Origin of the sequence: Bacillus salacetis (assembly GCF_049177075.1) — a bacterium.
Classification (GTDB): domain Bacteria; phylum Bacillota; class Bacilli; order Bacillales; family Bacillaceae_B; genus Rossellomorea; species Rossellomorea salacetis_A.
Map to the genome: position 1 here is coordinate 3,768,234 of NZ_CP185377.1, position 14,558 is coordinate 3,782,791.

The 14,558-nt window shown below is 45.3% G+C and carries 12 protein-coding genes and 1 other RNA gene; 4 read left to right on the forward strand and 9 right to left on the reverse strand.

Features of this window, described 5'->3' with window-relative positions:
* Nucleotides 1-21: 21 nt before the first annotated feature.
* Nucleotides 22-162, reverse strand: coding sequence for a hypothetical protein (locus ACOJQI_RS19705; protein WP_421381285.1), 141 nt, complete (start codon nt 160-162; stop codon nt 22-24).
* Nucleotides 163-372: 210 nt separating this feature from the next.
* Here ACOJQI_RS19705 and ACOJQI_RS19710 point away from each other — a divergent pair, with 210 nt between their 5' ends.
* Nucleotides 373-630 (forward strand): hypothetical protein, encoded by a 258-nt coding sequence (locus ACOJQI_RS19710; protein ID WP_421381287.1) that lies wholly within the window; start codon nt 373-375, stop codon nt 628-630.
* Between the two features lie 446 nt (nt 631-1,076).
* Here the strand turns inward: ACOJQI_RS19710 and ssrA are convergent.
* The 5 genes from ssrA to secG form a co-directional block, all read right to left on the reverse strand.
* Nucleotides 1,077-1,416: a transfer-messenger RNA gene (gene ssrA / locus ACOJQI_RS19715) on the reverse strand.
* A gap of 189 nt (nt 1,417-1,605) precedes the next feature.
* The gene (smpB, locus tag ACOJQI_RS19720; protein WP_421381289.1) at nt 1,606-2,079 is read right to left on the reverse strand and encodes an SsrA-binding protein SmpB; all 474 of its coding nucleotides are present in this window, start codon (nt 2,077-2,079) and stop codon (nt 1,606-1,608) included.
* Nucleotides 2,080-2,210: 131 nt separating this feature from the next.
* The gene (rnr, locus tag ACOJQI_RS19725; RefSeq protein ID WP_421381291.1) at nt 2,211-4,544 is read right to left on the reverse strand and encodes a ribonuclease R; all 2,334 of its coding nucleotides are present in this window, start codon (nt 4,542-4,544) and stop codon (nt 2,211-2,213) included.
* Between the two features lie 23 nt (nt 4,545-4,567).
* Nucleotides 4,568-5,314 carry an alpha/beta hydrolase gene (locus ACOJQI_RS19730; RefSeq protein ID WP_421381293.1) on the reverse strand — a complete coding sequence of 249 codons (747 nt, stop codon included), beginning with the start codon at nt 5,312-5,314 and terminating at the stop codon, nt 4,568-4,570.
* Nucleotides 5,315-5,692: 378 nt separating this feature from the next.
* Nucleotides 5,693-5,926, reverse strand: coding sequence for a preprotein translocase subunit SecG (gene secG / locus ACOJQI_RS19735; protein WP_421381295.1), 234 nt, complete (start codon nt 5,924-5,926; stop codon nt 5,693-5,695).
* Nucleotides 5,927-6,362: 436 nt separating this feature from the next.
* Here secG and ACOJQI_RS19740 point away from each other — a divergent pair, with 436 nt between their 5' ends.
* Genes ACOJQI_RS19740 through ACOJQI_RS19750 form a run of 3 tightly spaced genes read left to right on the forward strand, consistent with a single transcriptional unit; the run spans nt 6,363 to nt 10,122 of the window.
* Complete coding sequence (locus ACOJQI_RS19740) at nt 6,363-7,856, forward strand: phytoene desaturase family protein (RefSeq protein WP_421381297.1); 1,494 nt, start codon at nt 6,363-6,365, stop codon at nt 7,854-7,856.
* Nucleotides 7,853-9,298 carry a phytoene desaturase family protein gene (locus tag ACOJQI_RS19745; protein WP_421381299.1) on the forward strand — a complete coding sequence of 482 codons (1,446 nt, stop codon included), beginning with the start codon at nt 7,853-7,855 and terminating at the stop codon, nt 9,296-9,298. The genes ACOJQI_RS19740 and ACOJQI_RS19745 overlap by 4 nt, the downstream gene beginning before the upstream one ends.
* A complete protein-coding gene (locus tag ACOJQI_RS19750; protein WP_421381301.1) occupies nt 9,295-10,122 on the forward strand; it encodes a phytoene/squalene synthase family protein in 828 nt (275 codons plus the stop codon). Before ACOJQI_RS19745 ends, ACOJQI_RS19750 begins: the two co-directional genes overlap by 4 nt.
* Nucleotides 10,123-10,473: 351 nt before the next feature.
* On the opposite strand, the gene eno is transcribed toward ACOJQI_RS19750, so the two are convergent.
* From eno to tpiA, 3 genes are all read right to left on the reverse strand, one after another.
* Nucleotides 10,474-11,766 carry a phosphopyruvate hydratase gene (gene eno / locus ACOJQI_RS19755; RefSeq protein ID WP_421381303.1) on the reverse strand — a complete coding sequence of 431 codons (1,293 nt, stop codon included), beginning with the start codon at nt 11,764-11,766 and terminating at the stop codon, nt 10,474-10,476.
* A 491-nt stretch (nt 11,767-12,257) separates the two neighbouring features.
* Nucleotides 12,258-13,793, reverse strand: coding sequence for a 2,3-bisphosphoglycerate-independent phosphoglycerate mutase (gene gpmI, locus ACOJQI_RS19760; RefSeq protein WP_421381305.1), 1,536 nt, complete (start codon nt 13,791-13,793; stop codon nt 12,258-12,260).
* On the reverse strand, nt 13,786-14,547 hold the full coding sequence (gene tpiA, locus ACOJQI_RS19765) for a triose-phosphate isomerase (RefSeq protein ID WP_421381307.1): 762 nt from the start codon (nt 14,545-14,547) through the stop codon (nt 13,786-13,788). The genes gpmI and tpiA overlap by 8 nt, the downstream gene beginning before the upstream one ends.
* Nucleotides 14,548-14,558 lie beyond the last annotated feature (11 nt).

The following is a 14,558-nucleotide window of genomic DNA, read 5'->3' on the forward strand; positions in this document are numbered from 1 at the left end:
GAGTTAAAATGCCCTTATGGATTAAAGGTCTTTCTCATTTGATTGGGGGTTCTCTTTTTTTTCACGCTGACTACCGGCAAACTCATGGCTCTTGTCGGTTTTCGTATCCCATATACTATACTTAATGGATTTTGGATTTCTGTAATATTCCTTTGAGGACATTTGCCCACCTCCTGCTTTTATGGTTGTTTTTATAATTTCCAATCAGCAGGAAAAAAATCAGGAGTTTATTAAACCAGCAGAGTGAGACTTTATCTTTTCACTTCACCTTAGGAATCAGTTAAAATTAAAATAAGGAAATTACAGGAACCTTGTGAGGCCGCTTATTTTGCTGGAATAATCGATGGAGAGGGTTCAATTTCACTAACCAGAATGCATGGAAGTGAGCATAGAAGGCTCTGTATAAGTATCGCCTCAACAGATAGAGAATTGCTTGTTTATCTTAAACAGTTATCTGGTGGAAGCATTAATAACAAGAAAAACTACAAACCGGATCGTCATAAAGACTCTTATACTTTGATCATCAAAAAGAAAGAAGAAGTCCTCTTTACTTTGGAAGAAATTCATCCTTATTTAAGAGTGGATAAAAAGAAAAAAAGAGCATTATGGATACTTAACCACTATGAATGAGTTACCTTAAGAAACGGAAAATACAGCAGCCAATCTTTAAAAAGAAAAAGTTCAATTTGAAGAAGATTTTTTCAAGATATAAAAAAAGCCAATCTACTGTATCTGCAGTAAATTGGCTCTCAGCGTTAGTTATGTAAAAATAAAAACCACCAAATATGTATTTGGTGGAGACGGTGGGACGTGCTGTTCCATGCTTTCGACATGGCACTGACTATATCTTGAACCTTTTGCAAGGTCCTTTGGCGTATTATGCGAACTATATATTTACCTGATATCAGGCAGGAATCCGCATCCTAGTACTGCCGCTTGGGCAACCTATGAGTCGATACACGGCTGTTGGATTGCTCCACATACCGCTCGGCATTGCCTTATCACAATTGTGACTTAGGTTTCACCGATAAAGCCAAATTTTCACTTGTATGTTGCCATACAAGGCGACTAATAATTAATCGAACCCACGTCCAGACATATCGCCACTTAAGCATCTACGAGCGTAGTCGATATATTCGCGAGTTCGCTGCAACATCTGCCTATCGACGGGCGTCCGTGCAGCTAGCCTGATTAATCTCTTCCTTCATCCTCAGACGGTGGAATCCGGCGTAGCCCACTAAGAGTGAGTCCCTTACCCTACCACATGGGCGATGGAGGGAGGAACCGCTAAGCTAGCTTACGCTGCTAAAGCGAAGTTGTTGTTAGATTTGCCAGTTATTATTGGCGTTGACGTTTTATCGTGGACGATCCCCACGGCTCGCAACTCAAGCTCGAACTATCCCTGTCGAATCCGTAACGTCCCCATGATAGTTGGTCATTTCCGCTATTCGCGAAAAAACCTAAAAGGGAAGAACGGGCAGAATAAGTTAAGCTCAGTTACTTATTCAGTTGTTCTTGCGTGCCGCGCATTAACCTCGCGACAATTACTATTATAACAAATGTATTTGATTTTGCAATGAATAGGCTTCTGGTAAATTACGTTAATCAGTAATTACCCTTCTGTCTTTGGGCAAGTTCACGCTGGATAGTCCTGTTCGCATCTTTACGTTTCAGGTCTTCACGTTTATCATATTTCTTTTTACCTTTCGCCAGCCCGATCAGCAGCTTAGCTACTCCATTCTTGATATAAAGCTTCAATGGCACCAAGGAATATCCAGCTTCTTTTGTCTCCCCGATCAGCTGGGAAATCTGCTTTTTATGAAGCAGGAGCTTGCGTGTCCTGAGCGGATCATGATTATAACGGTTTCCCTGCTCATATGGGCTGATATGCAGGTTATGAACAAATACTTCCCCTTGCTGGATTCTGGCAAACGAGTCCTTTAGGTTCACACGTCCAGCTCTGATCGCCTTGATTTCCGTTCCTTGCAGAACCATTCCGGCTTCATAGGTTTCTTCAATAGTAAAATCATGTCTCGCCTTTTTATTCTGTGCGATTAACTTTCCTTCACCCTTTGGCATGCGGCTTCCCCCTCTTTCTCTGACAGCGGCTGTTTTTCTCTTTTTTAGAACCGCCTTTTTAAAATAGTATATTCATTATACAAGCTTAAAGCAAAGGAGAAAAGAAATCGCGTCTTTTCTCCTTACAGTGGTTATTTACGTTTCTTAGGCTTCCTCTTGCTTCGAGGCGCATTTTCAAACTTTTTGCTGCCTTTTTTCTTTTTATTCTTATTAGGCGGGCGTGTTGACCATTCGCCTGAATCTTTCCTCGGCTTTTCGCCGCCGTTACGGTCTTTTTGTTTCGTTCTCACAACCGTAGGGCGCTCTTCCCGAGGTCTCTGGTTGCTTTTCATGCCGACGATTTCAAAGTCGATGGCACGCTCGTCTTTGTTGACGTTCACTACCCGGATGGTGATTTCGTCACCGATTCGGAATACATTGGCTGTTTTTTCACCGATCATCGCCATTGATCTTTCATCGAAGCGGTAGTAGTCATCAGTCATGTAGCTTACATGGACAAGACCTTCAATGGTGTTGGAAAGCTCGACGAACATCCCAAAGTTTGTGACAGAAGAGATGATCCCTTCATATTCTTCTCCCACTTTATCCAGCATGTACTCTGCTTTCTTCAATTCATCTGTTTCACGTTCAGCATCAACGGCACGTCTCTCACGGCTTGATGTGTGCTCCGCAATTTCATCCATCTGCGCAGCCCACTTCGCCCGGGTGCTTTCGTCCAGCTTGCCTTCAATCAAGTAGGTGCGGATCAGGCGGTGAACGATCAAGTCCGGATAACGGCGGATCGGCGATGTGAAATGAGTATAGTATTGTGTAGAAAGACCAAAGTGCCCGAGGCTCTCAGCATAATATTTTGCCTGCTGCATGGAACGGAGCATGACCGTCGACACAACCATTTCTTCCGGTTTGCCTTCAACTGCCTCAATGATCTCCTGCAGTGCACGCGGATGAACCGAATTTGCTGTTCCTCTGACAAAAAGCCCAAAGTTCGTGATGAACTCGAAGAATTTCTGCAGCTTCTCTTCTTTGGGGTCTTCATGGATACGATAAATGAATGGAACATCCATCCAATGGAAGTGCTCAGCGACTGTTTCATTCGCCACAAGCATGAACTCCTCAATAAGGCGTTCAGCTACAGAACGTGTTCTTAACACGACATCCGTAGGCTTGCCCTCATCATCCACAAGGACTTTTGATTCTTTAAAATCGAAATCGATGGCTCCGCGCTCCATCCTCTTCTCTCTCAGAATCTGCGCAAGTTCTTCCATCTTTTCAAACATCGGCACGATTGGCTCGTAATGTTCACGAAGCTTTTCGTCTTTATCCACAAGGATCTTGTTCACATCTGAGTAAGTCATCCGCTCAGTCGTCTTTATGACACTTTGGAAGATTTCATGTTTGACCACTTCACCCTGAGCGTTAATCTCCATTTCACATCCAAGTGTCAGACGGTCCACTTTCGGGTTCAATGAACAAATTCCGTTAGAAAGACGGTGCGGGATCATCGGGATGACGCGGTCAACCAGATAAACGGATGTTCCTCTCTCAAAAGCTTCCTGGTCGATCGGAGAATTTTCTTCCACATAATAGCTGACATCCGCTATATAGACACCCAGCTTGTAGTTCCCATTATCCAACTGTTTAACTGTTACGGCATCATCAAGGTCCTTGGCATCTGCACCGTCTATCGTAACGATGGTTTCATCACGGAGGTCACGGCGGTTCTCAAGCTCGGATGGATCTATTTCATCCGGAACATTGTTTGCCTGTTCCATTACTTCATCCGGAAACTCGACCGTAATGCCATGCTTGTGGATAACGGAAAGAATGTCGACTCCGGGATCATTTTTATGGCCCAGGATATCAATGACTTCCCCTTCGGCACTCTTTCTGCCTTCAGGATAAGAAGTCAGTTTGACGACAACCTTATGTCCTTCCACCGCTCCCATGTTGGCGGCTTTAGGAATGAAGATATCACTGGAAAACTTCTTATCATCAGGAATGACAAAACCAAAATGCTTGCTTTCTGTATAGGTTCCGACTACCTGGGAAACGCCTCTTTCAAGGATCCTGACGATGGAGCCCTCTCTTCTGCTTCCGGAAGATTCAGAGGATACCCGCGCAAGAACGATGTCACCGTTCATGGCATTATTTGTTTCATTCGGCGGAATAAAAATGTCATCTAGCCCCGGCTCATCCGGAATGACAAACGCGAACCCTTTCGCGTGTCCTGACAATTTACCGCGGACAAGGTTCATTTTCTCCGGCAGACCGTAGCGGTTGCTGCGAGTGCGGACCACAAGTCCTTTTTCCTCCATTGTGACAAGAGCCTTCACAAACTCTTTAAAGTTGGAAGAGCCCTCGATTCCGAATGCCTCTTCAAGCTCTTGCACCGTCAAAGGCTTATAAGCTTCATCTTTCATGTAAGAAAGGAGCTTGTCTATTTTTTCGCGAATAGAATCATCCATTTTCAAACCTCCTAAAACGTAATTTAAACAGTCCAATCCAGCCCTTCAAGGAAGGCATATACATCTTCGTGCAGCTGCTCTTTTTCCTTATCGAGCGTAATGACGTGGCCGGATTCTTCATACCATTTAATCTTTTTATTATCTGATTCGACTGCATTATAAATAATATTAGCCGAATCTGTATTAATCATGTGGTCATTCCGCGCCTGTATGACAAATGTCGGGCTGTAGATCATATCGACGTTATCCCGTACATCAGCGATGAGATCCTGAAGTGCTTTCAAGGTATTCATCGGTGTCTTCTTGAACTCTTGTATTTCTTCTTCAATTTGCGCAGGGTCTTTTCCTTCAAACTTTTTAAATTCCCTTGCGTAATCCACAACACCTTCATACATGACTTCTTCACTTTTTATGTACATCGGCGCACACATCGGTACAATACCCTTTACAGGTACAGTGTAACCTAATTTAAGGGAAAATACCCCTCCAAGTGATAGACCCGCAACGGCGATTTCCTCATAGCCTTTATTCTTCAGGTGATTATACCCGTCCATGACATCCTTCCACCAGTCTTCGGGGCCTGTATGGACCAGTTCCTCAGGCGGGACACCGTGCCCTTTATAATGGGGTGCATGTGAAGAATACCCTTTTTTCTCAAGGAAGCGCCCGAGCATGCGGACATCGGCAGAATTCCCGGTAAAACCGTGCAGAAGCAGTACAGCACGCTTTCCTGCCTCAAATGTAAATGGCTTTGGCAAAACAGTCTTCATCGTTCTAACTCCTTTTGAAAATATTTATTGGTAGCCTTTTACTGCTATATGTAAATGGCAACTCGATAATAAACTAACTTGCTGGCAATGCAGAGTTGATTGGAGCGGAAGGATGCGTGACCTCCTGCGGGAGCAGCGTGACAGGTGAGACCCCGCAGGCGAAGCCGAGGAGGCTCACCGCACGCCCCGCGGAGTCACGCATCCTGTAGCGGAAATCAACCTTCTGTTTATTAAACAAACGTTTGATTAACATTTGACCTACCCTATATTGTAAGCAAATAAAGGCAAAACAATCCAGTAATGAAACCTATTATGTATAACTTTTTCACTTCTAGAAAAATAAAAAAACCCGGCCTTTGCTGACCGGGTTTCCTATGATTATAAACCGAAGTATGTTACTGCAAGAGTCAAAATGAAAAATAGTACAGAAAGAACAATTGTAATGCGGTGCAGCACTAAATCGAGTCCGCGCGCTTTCTGTTTTCCGAATAGCTGCTCTGCACCACCTGAGATGGCACCTGATAGTCCTGCACTTTTACCTGATTGCAATAGTACAACTACGATAAGAGCAATTGACACAATGATAAGTAAAGTGATTAATAATGTATGCACGAGTCCCACCTCCTGAAACGAACGTTAAGCAATATTTATAATTTTATCATAACCGGCTGTCAGTCACAATAAGGTTTTGAATTTTTTGGCGATGCAGAAATGTAGCCCCAGGCAGCCGGCATTCATCGTTCGAAATAGCACGAAAATACAGCCTGTCTGGTCACCAAATTGTTTCACCTGCCTGCTAACGGGTAAGGAAAAGTGCAGGAGTAGGCTGGTCTTTCTGGACAGGTTCTTAACCATCCCCCCAGTTTCATACCAATCATATAGTGAATCCTCCATGATATATCCCCTGATCAATTGTTCCACTAAACAGGAATATTTCATTTTTAAGAATTTCCACCCGTTAGACCTTGTACATTGAACACTTATCTCTTCCAACCTGTGTATAATAATTGTATAATGTTTGTATTATTAAATGAAATGAGGTGATCGCGTGAAAAAGGTCATAATAATCGGCGCCGGTCCAGGCGGATTGACAGCTGGAATGCTGCTGGCAAGTAAGGGAATGGATGTAACGGTTGTAGAAAAGCAGAGTTTTATCGGCGGAAGAACGGCCGCGTTGAAAGTCGGGGAGTATGTGTTTGACAGAGGACCTACCTTTTTAAACATGCCTCATATTCTTGAGGAAGCTTTCGCTGCATCGGGCAGGAATCTACATGACTACATAAATCTTAAAGAAATCGACCCAATGTATGAGCTCCGTTTCGATGGCCTGTCCTTTAGCCCGAGCAGGAATCAGGAAGAAACCAAGAAGCAGATCCAACAGCTTTTCCCTGGTGATGCTGCTGGTTATGAACGCTTCATGAAAGAGGAAGATGCGAAACTTCAAGCGCTGCTGCCCATATTGCGGAATAAACATGATTCGCTGTTTGACTATTCCAAATGGCGGTTCCTCAAAGCCCTCCCCAAGTTGAGTGTCGGGAAATCATTGTACGGACGGCTGTCAGATTACTTTAAAGATGAACGGCTGAAGCTCGCATTTACATTTCAATCTAAATATCTCGGCATGTCGCCATGGGAATGTCCTGGCGCATTCACGATACTGTCATATATGGAGCATGCTTATGGTGTCCATCATCCCGAAGGCGGAGTGAATCAGATTACGAAAGCGATGGCTTCTGTAATAGAAGAATATGGCGGAAAGGTCATGTTAAATTCAGGTGTCAAAAAGATCGTGACGGAAGATAACCATGCTAAAGGGGTGCTTCTTGAAAACGGCGAGACCCTTTATGGAGATGAAGTGGTAGTGAACGCTGATTTTGGATACGCAATGGAAAATCTGCTAGAAGAAGGGCTGACAAAGAAATACACACCGCAAAAGCTGCAAAAGAAAAAGTATTCATGCTCGGCCTTCATGATGTATCTCGGCCTGAATAAGCGATTTGACCTGCCTCATCACACCATCGTCTTTTCAAAAGATTACAAGAAAAATGTCGAGGAGATCACTGGCACCAAAACCCTTTCAGAGGATCCATCCATCTACATTCATAACCCCTCTGTGACGGATGACACGCTCGCACCGTCAGGGAAATCGGCTGTATACCTTCTGGCGCCTGTTCCGAACAATTTCAGTGCCATCGATTGGGAAAAGAACAAAGGGCAATTCAGGAATCTCATCCTTCAACAGCTAGAGGAACGGACGGAATTCAAAGGAATCCAGGACCACATCGAAGAAGAAGTCGTTTTTACCCCTTATAACTGGGAACATGATCTTAACATTTACAAGGGAGCAACCTTCAGCCTCGCCCATAACCTGCCTCAAATGATGTATTTCAGGCCTCACAACAGAGTGAAGGAAATCGACAGGCTTTGGCTTGTCGGAGGCGGAACACACCCCGGCAGCGGACTCCCGACGATCATTGAATCCGCACGGATCACTAGCTCCATGATCTTAGAAAAACATGCCGGCCTGGAGGTGTCTGTATGAGAACGGCCATTATCGGCGGAGGAGTCGGCGGCCTGACAACAGCCCTTTTATTAAAAAAGAAGGGCCATGATGTCACGATTTTTGAAAAGAGCAGCAGACTGGGCGGCAGGCTCGGTTTTATTGAACGGGACGGTTTTAAAATCGATAAGGGACCAACCATCGTCCTTCTCCCGGAAATGTTAAAAGAAGTCATGAAAGAAGCAGGCGTGGCAGAGGATGAGCTGGAATTGATCCAGTGCGATCCGCTTTATAAATTGCATTACCCGGATGGCAGCCATTTTTATAAATACAGCAATCTAGAAAAACAGCTTGAAGAGATTGAACGCGTCTTTCCAGGAGAGGAGGAGAATTATCTCCGCTACCTGAAAGAAATGAAAGACCGTTTCCAAAAAGGAAAGCAGGCGTTCCTGGATAGGGACTTTGTAAAGAAAAGGGACTTTTTCTCTTTACAAAGTATAAAAACCTTACTGGAGCTCAAGGCCTTCCACAGCGTCGGGAAAAGCACCCAGGCTTATTTCACCCATCCGCGCTTACAGGAAGCCTTCTCCTTCCAAACCCTTTATATCGGGGGATCACCAAATAATGCGCCTGCTCTTTATTCCCTTATCCCCTACAGTGAGCACGAACATGGAATCTGGTATCTGAAAGGCGGCTATGGGAGGCTTGCAGAAATTTTAACCAAACATGTGGAGAAAAACGGTATCCACGTGCATCTTCAATCGGAAGTGACCAGGCTCCAGTTTACAGGGAACCGCTGCACAGGTCTCATTTCAAATGGGAAATTGGAGAACTTTGATGCTGTCGTGTTTAATGGTGACTTTCCAGGGATACACCAGCTGGTCGATAATGAGAAGCCGCGGAAAAAGCGTTATAAAGCTTCGTCAGGTTGTCTGCTTCTCTACTTCGGTTTAAACAGGCAGTATGATGAGGCAGATGTGCACCAATTCTTCATGCCGGAACATTTTCAGCATCATATGGAGGCCGTCTTTTCCAGCAGCAGGTTGCCGGAAAAACCCTCGATTTACACCTTTTACCCATCAAAAATCGATCCCAGCCTCGCTCCGGAGGGTAAGAGTGTGCTGTATTCACTAATCCCTGTCCCTTCCGGTGATAAGATCAATTGGAAAAACCAAGATGATTTCATAGAGGAAATTTTGGATGAAATTGAAACTAGAGGCTTTCCCGGCTTCAGGGATGCCGTGGAATGGATGGAAGTCCGGACTCCGGAGGATGACCAGCAGGATGGCTTGTTCCAGGGAGGCAGCTTCGGCCTTGCCCCGACATTGAGCCAATCCGGGGTCTTCCGTCCTCAAATAAAGCCGTTTTCCTATGAAGGGCTTTATAGTGTCGGTGCTTCCATCCATCCTGGAGGAGGCATTCCAATCGTAATGCAGGGAGCCAAATTGCTGTCAAATTATATGGAAAGGGAGATGACAAGATGAAGGAAGCTTACCAGGCATGTGAAGACATCATTAAGAAGCATTCAAAAACTTTCTACAAGGCGTTTTCATTTTTGCCGGAGGAGAACCGCAACGCCGTATGGGCAATCTATGCATTTTGCAGAAGAGTCGACGATATTGTGGATGAAAGCCAAAACCCAGAGGCTGAATTGGAAAAGTTCAAGGAAGAGTTTTCCCGGTTTGCCAGTGGTGAGCATATGTCAGAATCCCCCTATTGGGCAGCACTGCAAGACGTTTTTCAGCGGTATCAAATGGAACTTGCCCCGTTTGAAGATATGATTACCGGGCAGGAAATGGACCTTTCGGGACGCATCTATTACTCTATCAATGACTTTGAATCGTACTGCTATCATGTGGCAGGAACAGTCGGCCTTATGCTCCTTCCGGTCCTGGCACCCGGGAAAGAACAGGAGTTAAGGGATGGGGCCATCGCCCTCGGCATCGCCATGCAGTACACAAATGTGCTCCGGGATATCGGGGAAGATCTGGACCGAAACAGAGTATATCTGCCAGAGGATGTTTTGAAGGAGCACGGCTATTCGAAATCTCTGCTGGCAGGGAATGTATTGAACAGTTCTTTCATTTCTATGTGGGAAAGCCTTGCCAAGCGCGCGGAAGCTCATTACCAGGAAGCGATGGAAACAATGTACCACTATCCATCCTATTCGCTGTTGCCGGTCCAGTCGGCCGCCATCTTCTACCGCGGAATCCTGGACAGCGTACGAGCGAACGGATATAACGTCTTCTCCGAACGAGCTTATGTTTCAGAATGGCAAAAAGAAAAATTGCTTGCAAATTTAGTATAAGGTACTGATTCTTTAAGACAGATATAGTTTAGTATTGGAATATAAAAGAGGCGGAAATCTGACTATGATTTCCGCCTCTTTTTAATGGATGAAGCCGGATTGGGAATGAGGGCTGTGTTATTAACCGGTTTTTGGCTTCTATGAGCCACTTTTGAGGTTCTATGTGCCACTTTGTTGATTCTATGAGCCACTCTTGAGGTTCTATGTGCCACTTTGTTGATTCTATCAGCCACTCTTACCTTTTTATAAGCCGCTTTTGCCGTTCTATCGGCCACTCGACATATTTCGACACCGAGATCCATGCTAAAATAAAAAAATCCGCCCACAAAGTGGACGGATCGCCTTAAGTAATTACTTCTTGATGTTATAGAACGTTTTCGCTCCAAGGTACTGTGCAGTGTGTGCCAATTGGTCTTCGATGCGAAGCAATTGGTTGTATTTCGCCACACGGTCTGTACGTGAAGGAGCACCTGTTTTAATCTGGCCGGCGTTTGTAGCAACCGCGATGTCAGCGATTGTGCTGTCTTCTGTTTCACCAGAACGGTGAGAGATGACTGCTGTGTAGCCAGCGCGCTTAGCCATTTCGATAGCATCGAACGTTTCAGTCAATGTACCGATTTGGTTCACCTTGATAAGGATGGAGTTACCTACGCCTTGCTCGATACCTTGAGAAAGTTTGTTTGTGTTTGTAACGAACAGGTCATCACCTACAAGCTGTACTCTGTTACCGATACGCTCAGTCAATAGCTTGTGGCCATCCCAGTCGTTTTCGTCAAGACCGTCTTCGATAGAAACGATTGGATACTTGTTGCACATTTCTTCGTACCAATCAACCATTTCTTCAGAAGTGCGGACAACGCCTTCACCAGATAGGTGGTATTTGCCGTCTTCTTTGTTGTAGATTTCAGAAGCAGCAACGTCCATTGCAAGAAGAACTTCTTCGCCTGGCTTGTAACCAGCTTTTTCGATTGCTTCGATGATGGTAGAAAGAGCTTCTTCGTTGGATTTAAGGTTAGGAGCAAATCCGCCTTCATCACCAACAGCTGTGTTGTAGCCTTTGCCTTTAAGTACGTTTTTCAGGCTGTGGAAGATTTCCGCACCCATGCGAAGGCCTTCTTTGAATGTAGGAGCACCAACAGGCATTACCATGAATTCCTGGATGTCTACGTTGTTATCAGCGTGCTCTCCGCCGTTAACGATGTTCATCATAGGTACTGGAAGCTGCTTCGCGTTGAAGCCTCCAAGGTATTGGTAAAGTTCGACTCCGAAGAAGTCAGCTGCAGCGCGTGCAACGGCCATGGATACACCAAGGATTGCGTTTGCACCTAGTTTACCTTTGTTTTCTGTTCCATCTAGTTCGATCATCGCTCTGTCGATGGCAACTTGGTCTGTTACGTCCATACCGATGATTTCTTCAGCGATTTCGTTGTTTACGTTTTCTACTGCTTTTTGTACGCCTTTTCCAAGGTAGCGGTCTTTGTCGCCGTCACGAAGTTCAACTGCTTCGTATTCACCTGTAGAAGCACCTGATGGTACCAATGCGCGTCCGAAAGCGCCTGATTGTGTGTAAACTTCTACTTCAACTGTAGGATTTCCGCGGGAATCCAATACTTCGCGAGCATATACGTCTGTAATAAATGGCATGTAAATTCTCTCCTTTAAAATGGGGTTATTTTGATCATCTTTTAAGTAGTTTGTTGATTTCCGCTCCAGGTGCCGACTCCGCGGGGCGGGCGTTGAGCCTCCTCGGCTTCATAAAAAGCGGAAGTGGCCGTTCAGCGACGTACAGATTGGAGGGCTCCTGCATGAGATAAAGGAATCACAACGAACAACGTGAGTTGATGATGACTTATCGCAAGGAAGGAGACCGAAATCTGCTAGTCGCTGGCCGCTGGAGCTGGATTCGCCTGCGGGGTCTCACCTGTCCCGCTAGTCCCGCAGGAGATCGACACCTTCCGCTCCAATCAACTTAATAATAACCTGTATAACAGTTTTAACAGAGTATTAACTATTAAATCTGCCTTTAGCGGCTAATGCAGTAAGCCTTGATTTTTACTACATACACTCTTTATCCGGAGTCGGGCAATGACCTAGACCATTAACCTAACAGAGTGTACTTCGCTGAATCATTATACTTACTTTTTAATTAACGTTTTGCCTGTCATTTCAGCAGGTTTGTTAAGGTTTAAAAGGTCCAGCATTGTTGGGGCGAGGTCTCCAAGGATCCCGCCTTCACGCAATGATACGCCTTCTTTCGTTACGATGACTGGTACAGGATTTGTTGTGTGTGCCGTCATTGGATCGCCTTCGAGTGTGACCACTTCATCAGCATTTCCATGATCGGCTGTAATTATTGCTGATCCGCCTTTTTCCAGGATCAGGTCCACAATTTTACCAAGGCATTCGTCAACGGTTTCAATCGCCTTGATGGTCGGCTCAAGCATTCCGGAGTGACCAACCATGTCAGGATTGGCAAAGTTGAGAATGATGGCATCCTGTCTGTCATTCTTGATTTCTTCTAGAAGCGCCTCTGTGACTTCATAAGCGCTCATTTCCGGCTTAAGGTCGTAAGTCGCAACATCAGGGGAATTAATCAGGATTCTGGTTTCACCCGGGAATTCCTCTTCACGCCCGCCGCTCATGAAGAACGTTACGTGAGGATATTTTTCCGTTTCGGCGATTCGAAGCTGCTTTAAATCGTTTTGCGAAAGGACTTCACCAATTGTGTTATCCAGGTTCGTCGGTTTAAAAGCAACATAGCCGTCAACCGTTTCACTGAAGTGTGTCAGGCACACAAAGTGAAGGTTTTTCGGATGTTTCGGTCCTCTTTCAAAAGAACGAAAATCATCATTTGTAAATGTATTAGAGATTTGGATGGCACGGTCCGGCCTGAAGTTATAGAAGATGACCGCATCTTCTTCTTCAATGGTTGCAACCGGTTCACCATTATCTCTTTTAATGACGGAAGGAAGAACGAACTCGTCAAAGATTCCATTATCATAGGAATCCACGATCACTTCCAACGGATTGGAATACTCAGGACCCTCACCATAAACCATTGCACGGTATGCTTTTTCTACCCGCTCCCAGCGCTTGTCACGGTCCATGGAATAATAGCGCCCTGAAACCGTCGCGATTTCACCGACTCCCAGCTCCCTCATTACTTCCTGCGTCTGCTGGATGTACTTTTCGGCTGTTTTCGGACCAACGTCACGGCCATCAAGGAACGCATGCACGTACACTTTTTTCAGACCTTCAGCAGCTGCCATCCTCAACAGTGCAAAAAGGTGCTCGATGTGACTGTGGACACCGCCGTCAGAAAGCAGCCCGAAGATATGAAGCGCTTTGTTTTTGTTCTTCGCATGTTCCATCGCATCAACGAATGTTTGATTTTTTTCAAACTCGCCTTCGCGGATGGAGACATTTACACGTGTCAGACTTTGATAAACGACTCGTCCGGCACCGATATTCAAATGGCCGACTTCCGAGTTCCCCATCTGCCCTTCAGGAAGGCCGACAGCTTCACCACTCGCAGTCAATTGACTGTGAGGGAACTGATTCCAGTAACGGTCGAAGTTCGGTTTATTCGCTTGAGTAACAGCATTTCCTTTGTCCTCTTCACGACATGCAAATCCATCTAAGATGATAAGAGCAACAGGAGATTTACTCATTGGAACCTGCCTCCAATAGCTGCAAGAATGATTGCGGCTCCAGGCTGGCTCCTCCTACAAGTGCACCATCGATATCGGATTGTGCCATGTATTCACCAATGTTATTTGGCTTTACGCTTCCGCCGTATTGGATGCGAAGGGCTTCCGCTGCTTCTTGGGAGAATTGCTCAGCCACTGTTTGGCGGATGTGGGAGCACACTTCATTCGCATCTTCAGAAGTTGAAGATTTGCCTGTACCGATTGCCCAGATTGGCTCATAAGCAATGACAGTTGCTTTCACTTGGTCTTCTGTCAGGCCTTCAAGAGCTTTATTCACTTGGTCACCGACAATTTGCTTAGTCTGGTCAGCTTCACGCTGTTCCAATGTTTCCCCGACACATACGATTGGAGTCAGGTTGCAGTTGAACGCAGCTTTCGTCTTTTTGTTAACAGATTCATCGGTTTCATTGAACATTTCACGGCGTTCCGAATGTCCTAGAATCACGTATTTCACGCCAAGATCCTGTAATGCCGCCGGGCTTGTTTCACCAGTGAATGCCCCGCTCTCTTCAAAGTGCATATTTTGAGCACCGATTTCGACTTGGTAGTCTTTCGTGATTTCTACAAGTCTCTCAAGGAATAGAGCCGGTGCACAGATCACAGATTCCACTTTTTCAGATGAAGGAACCAATCCGTTTACATCTTCAGCAAATTTCTTTGCTTCAGGCATTGTTTTATTCATTTTCCAGTTTCCTGCAATAATCGGTTTACGCATACTACTCATCC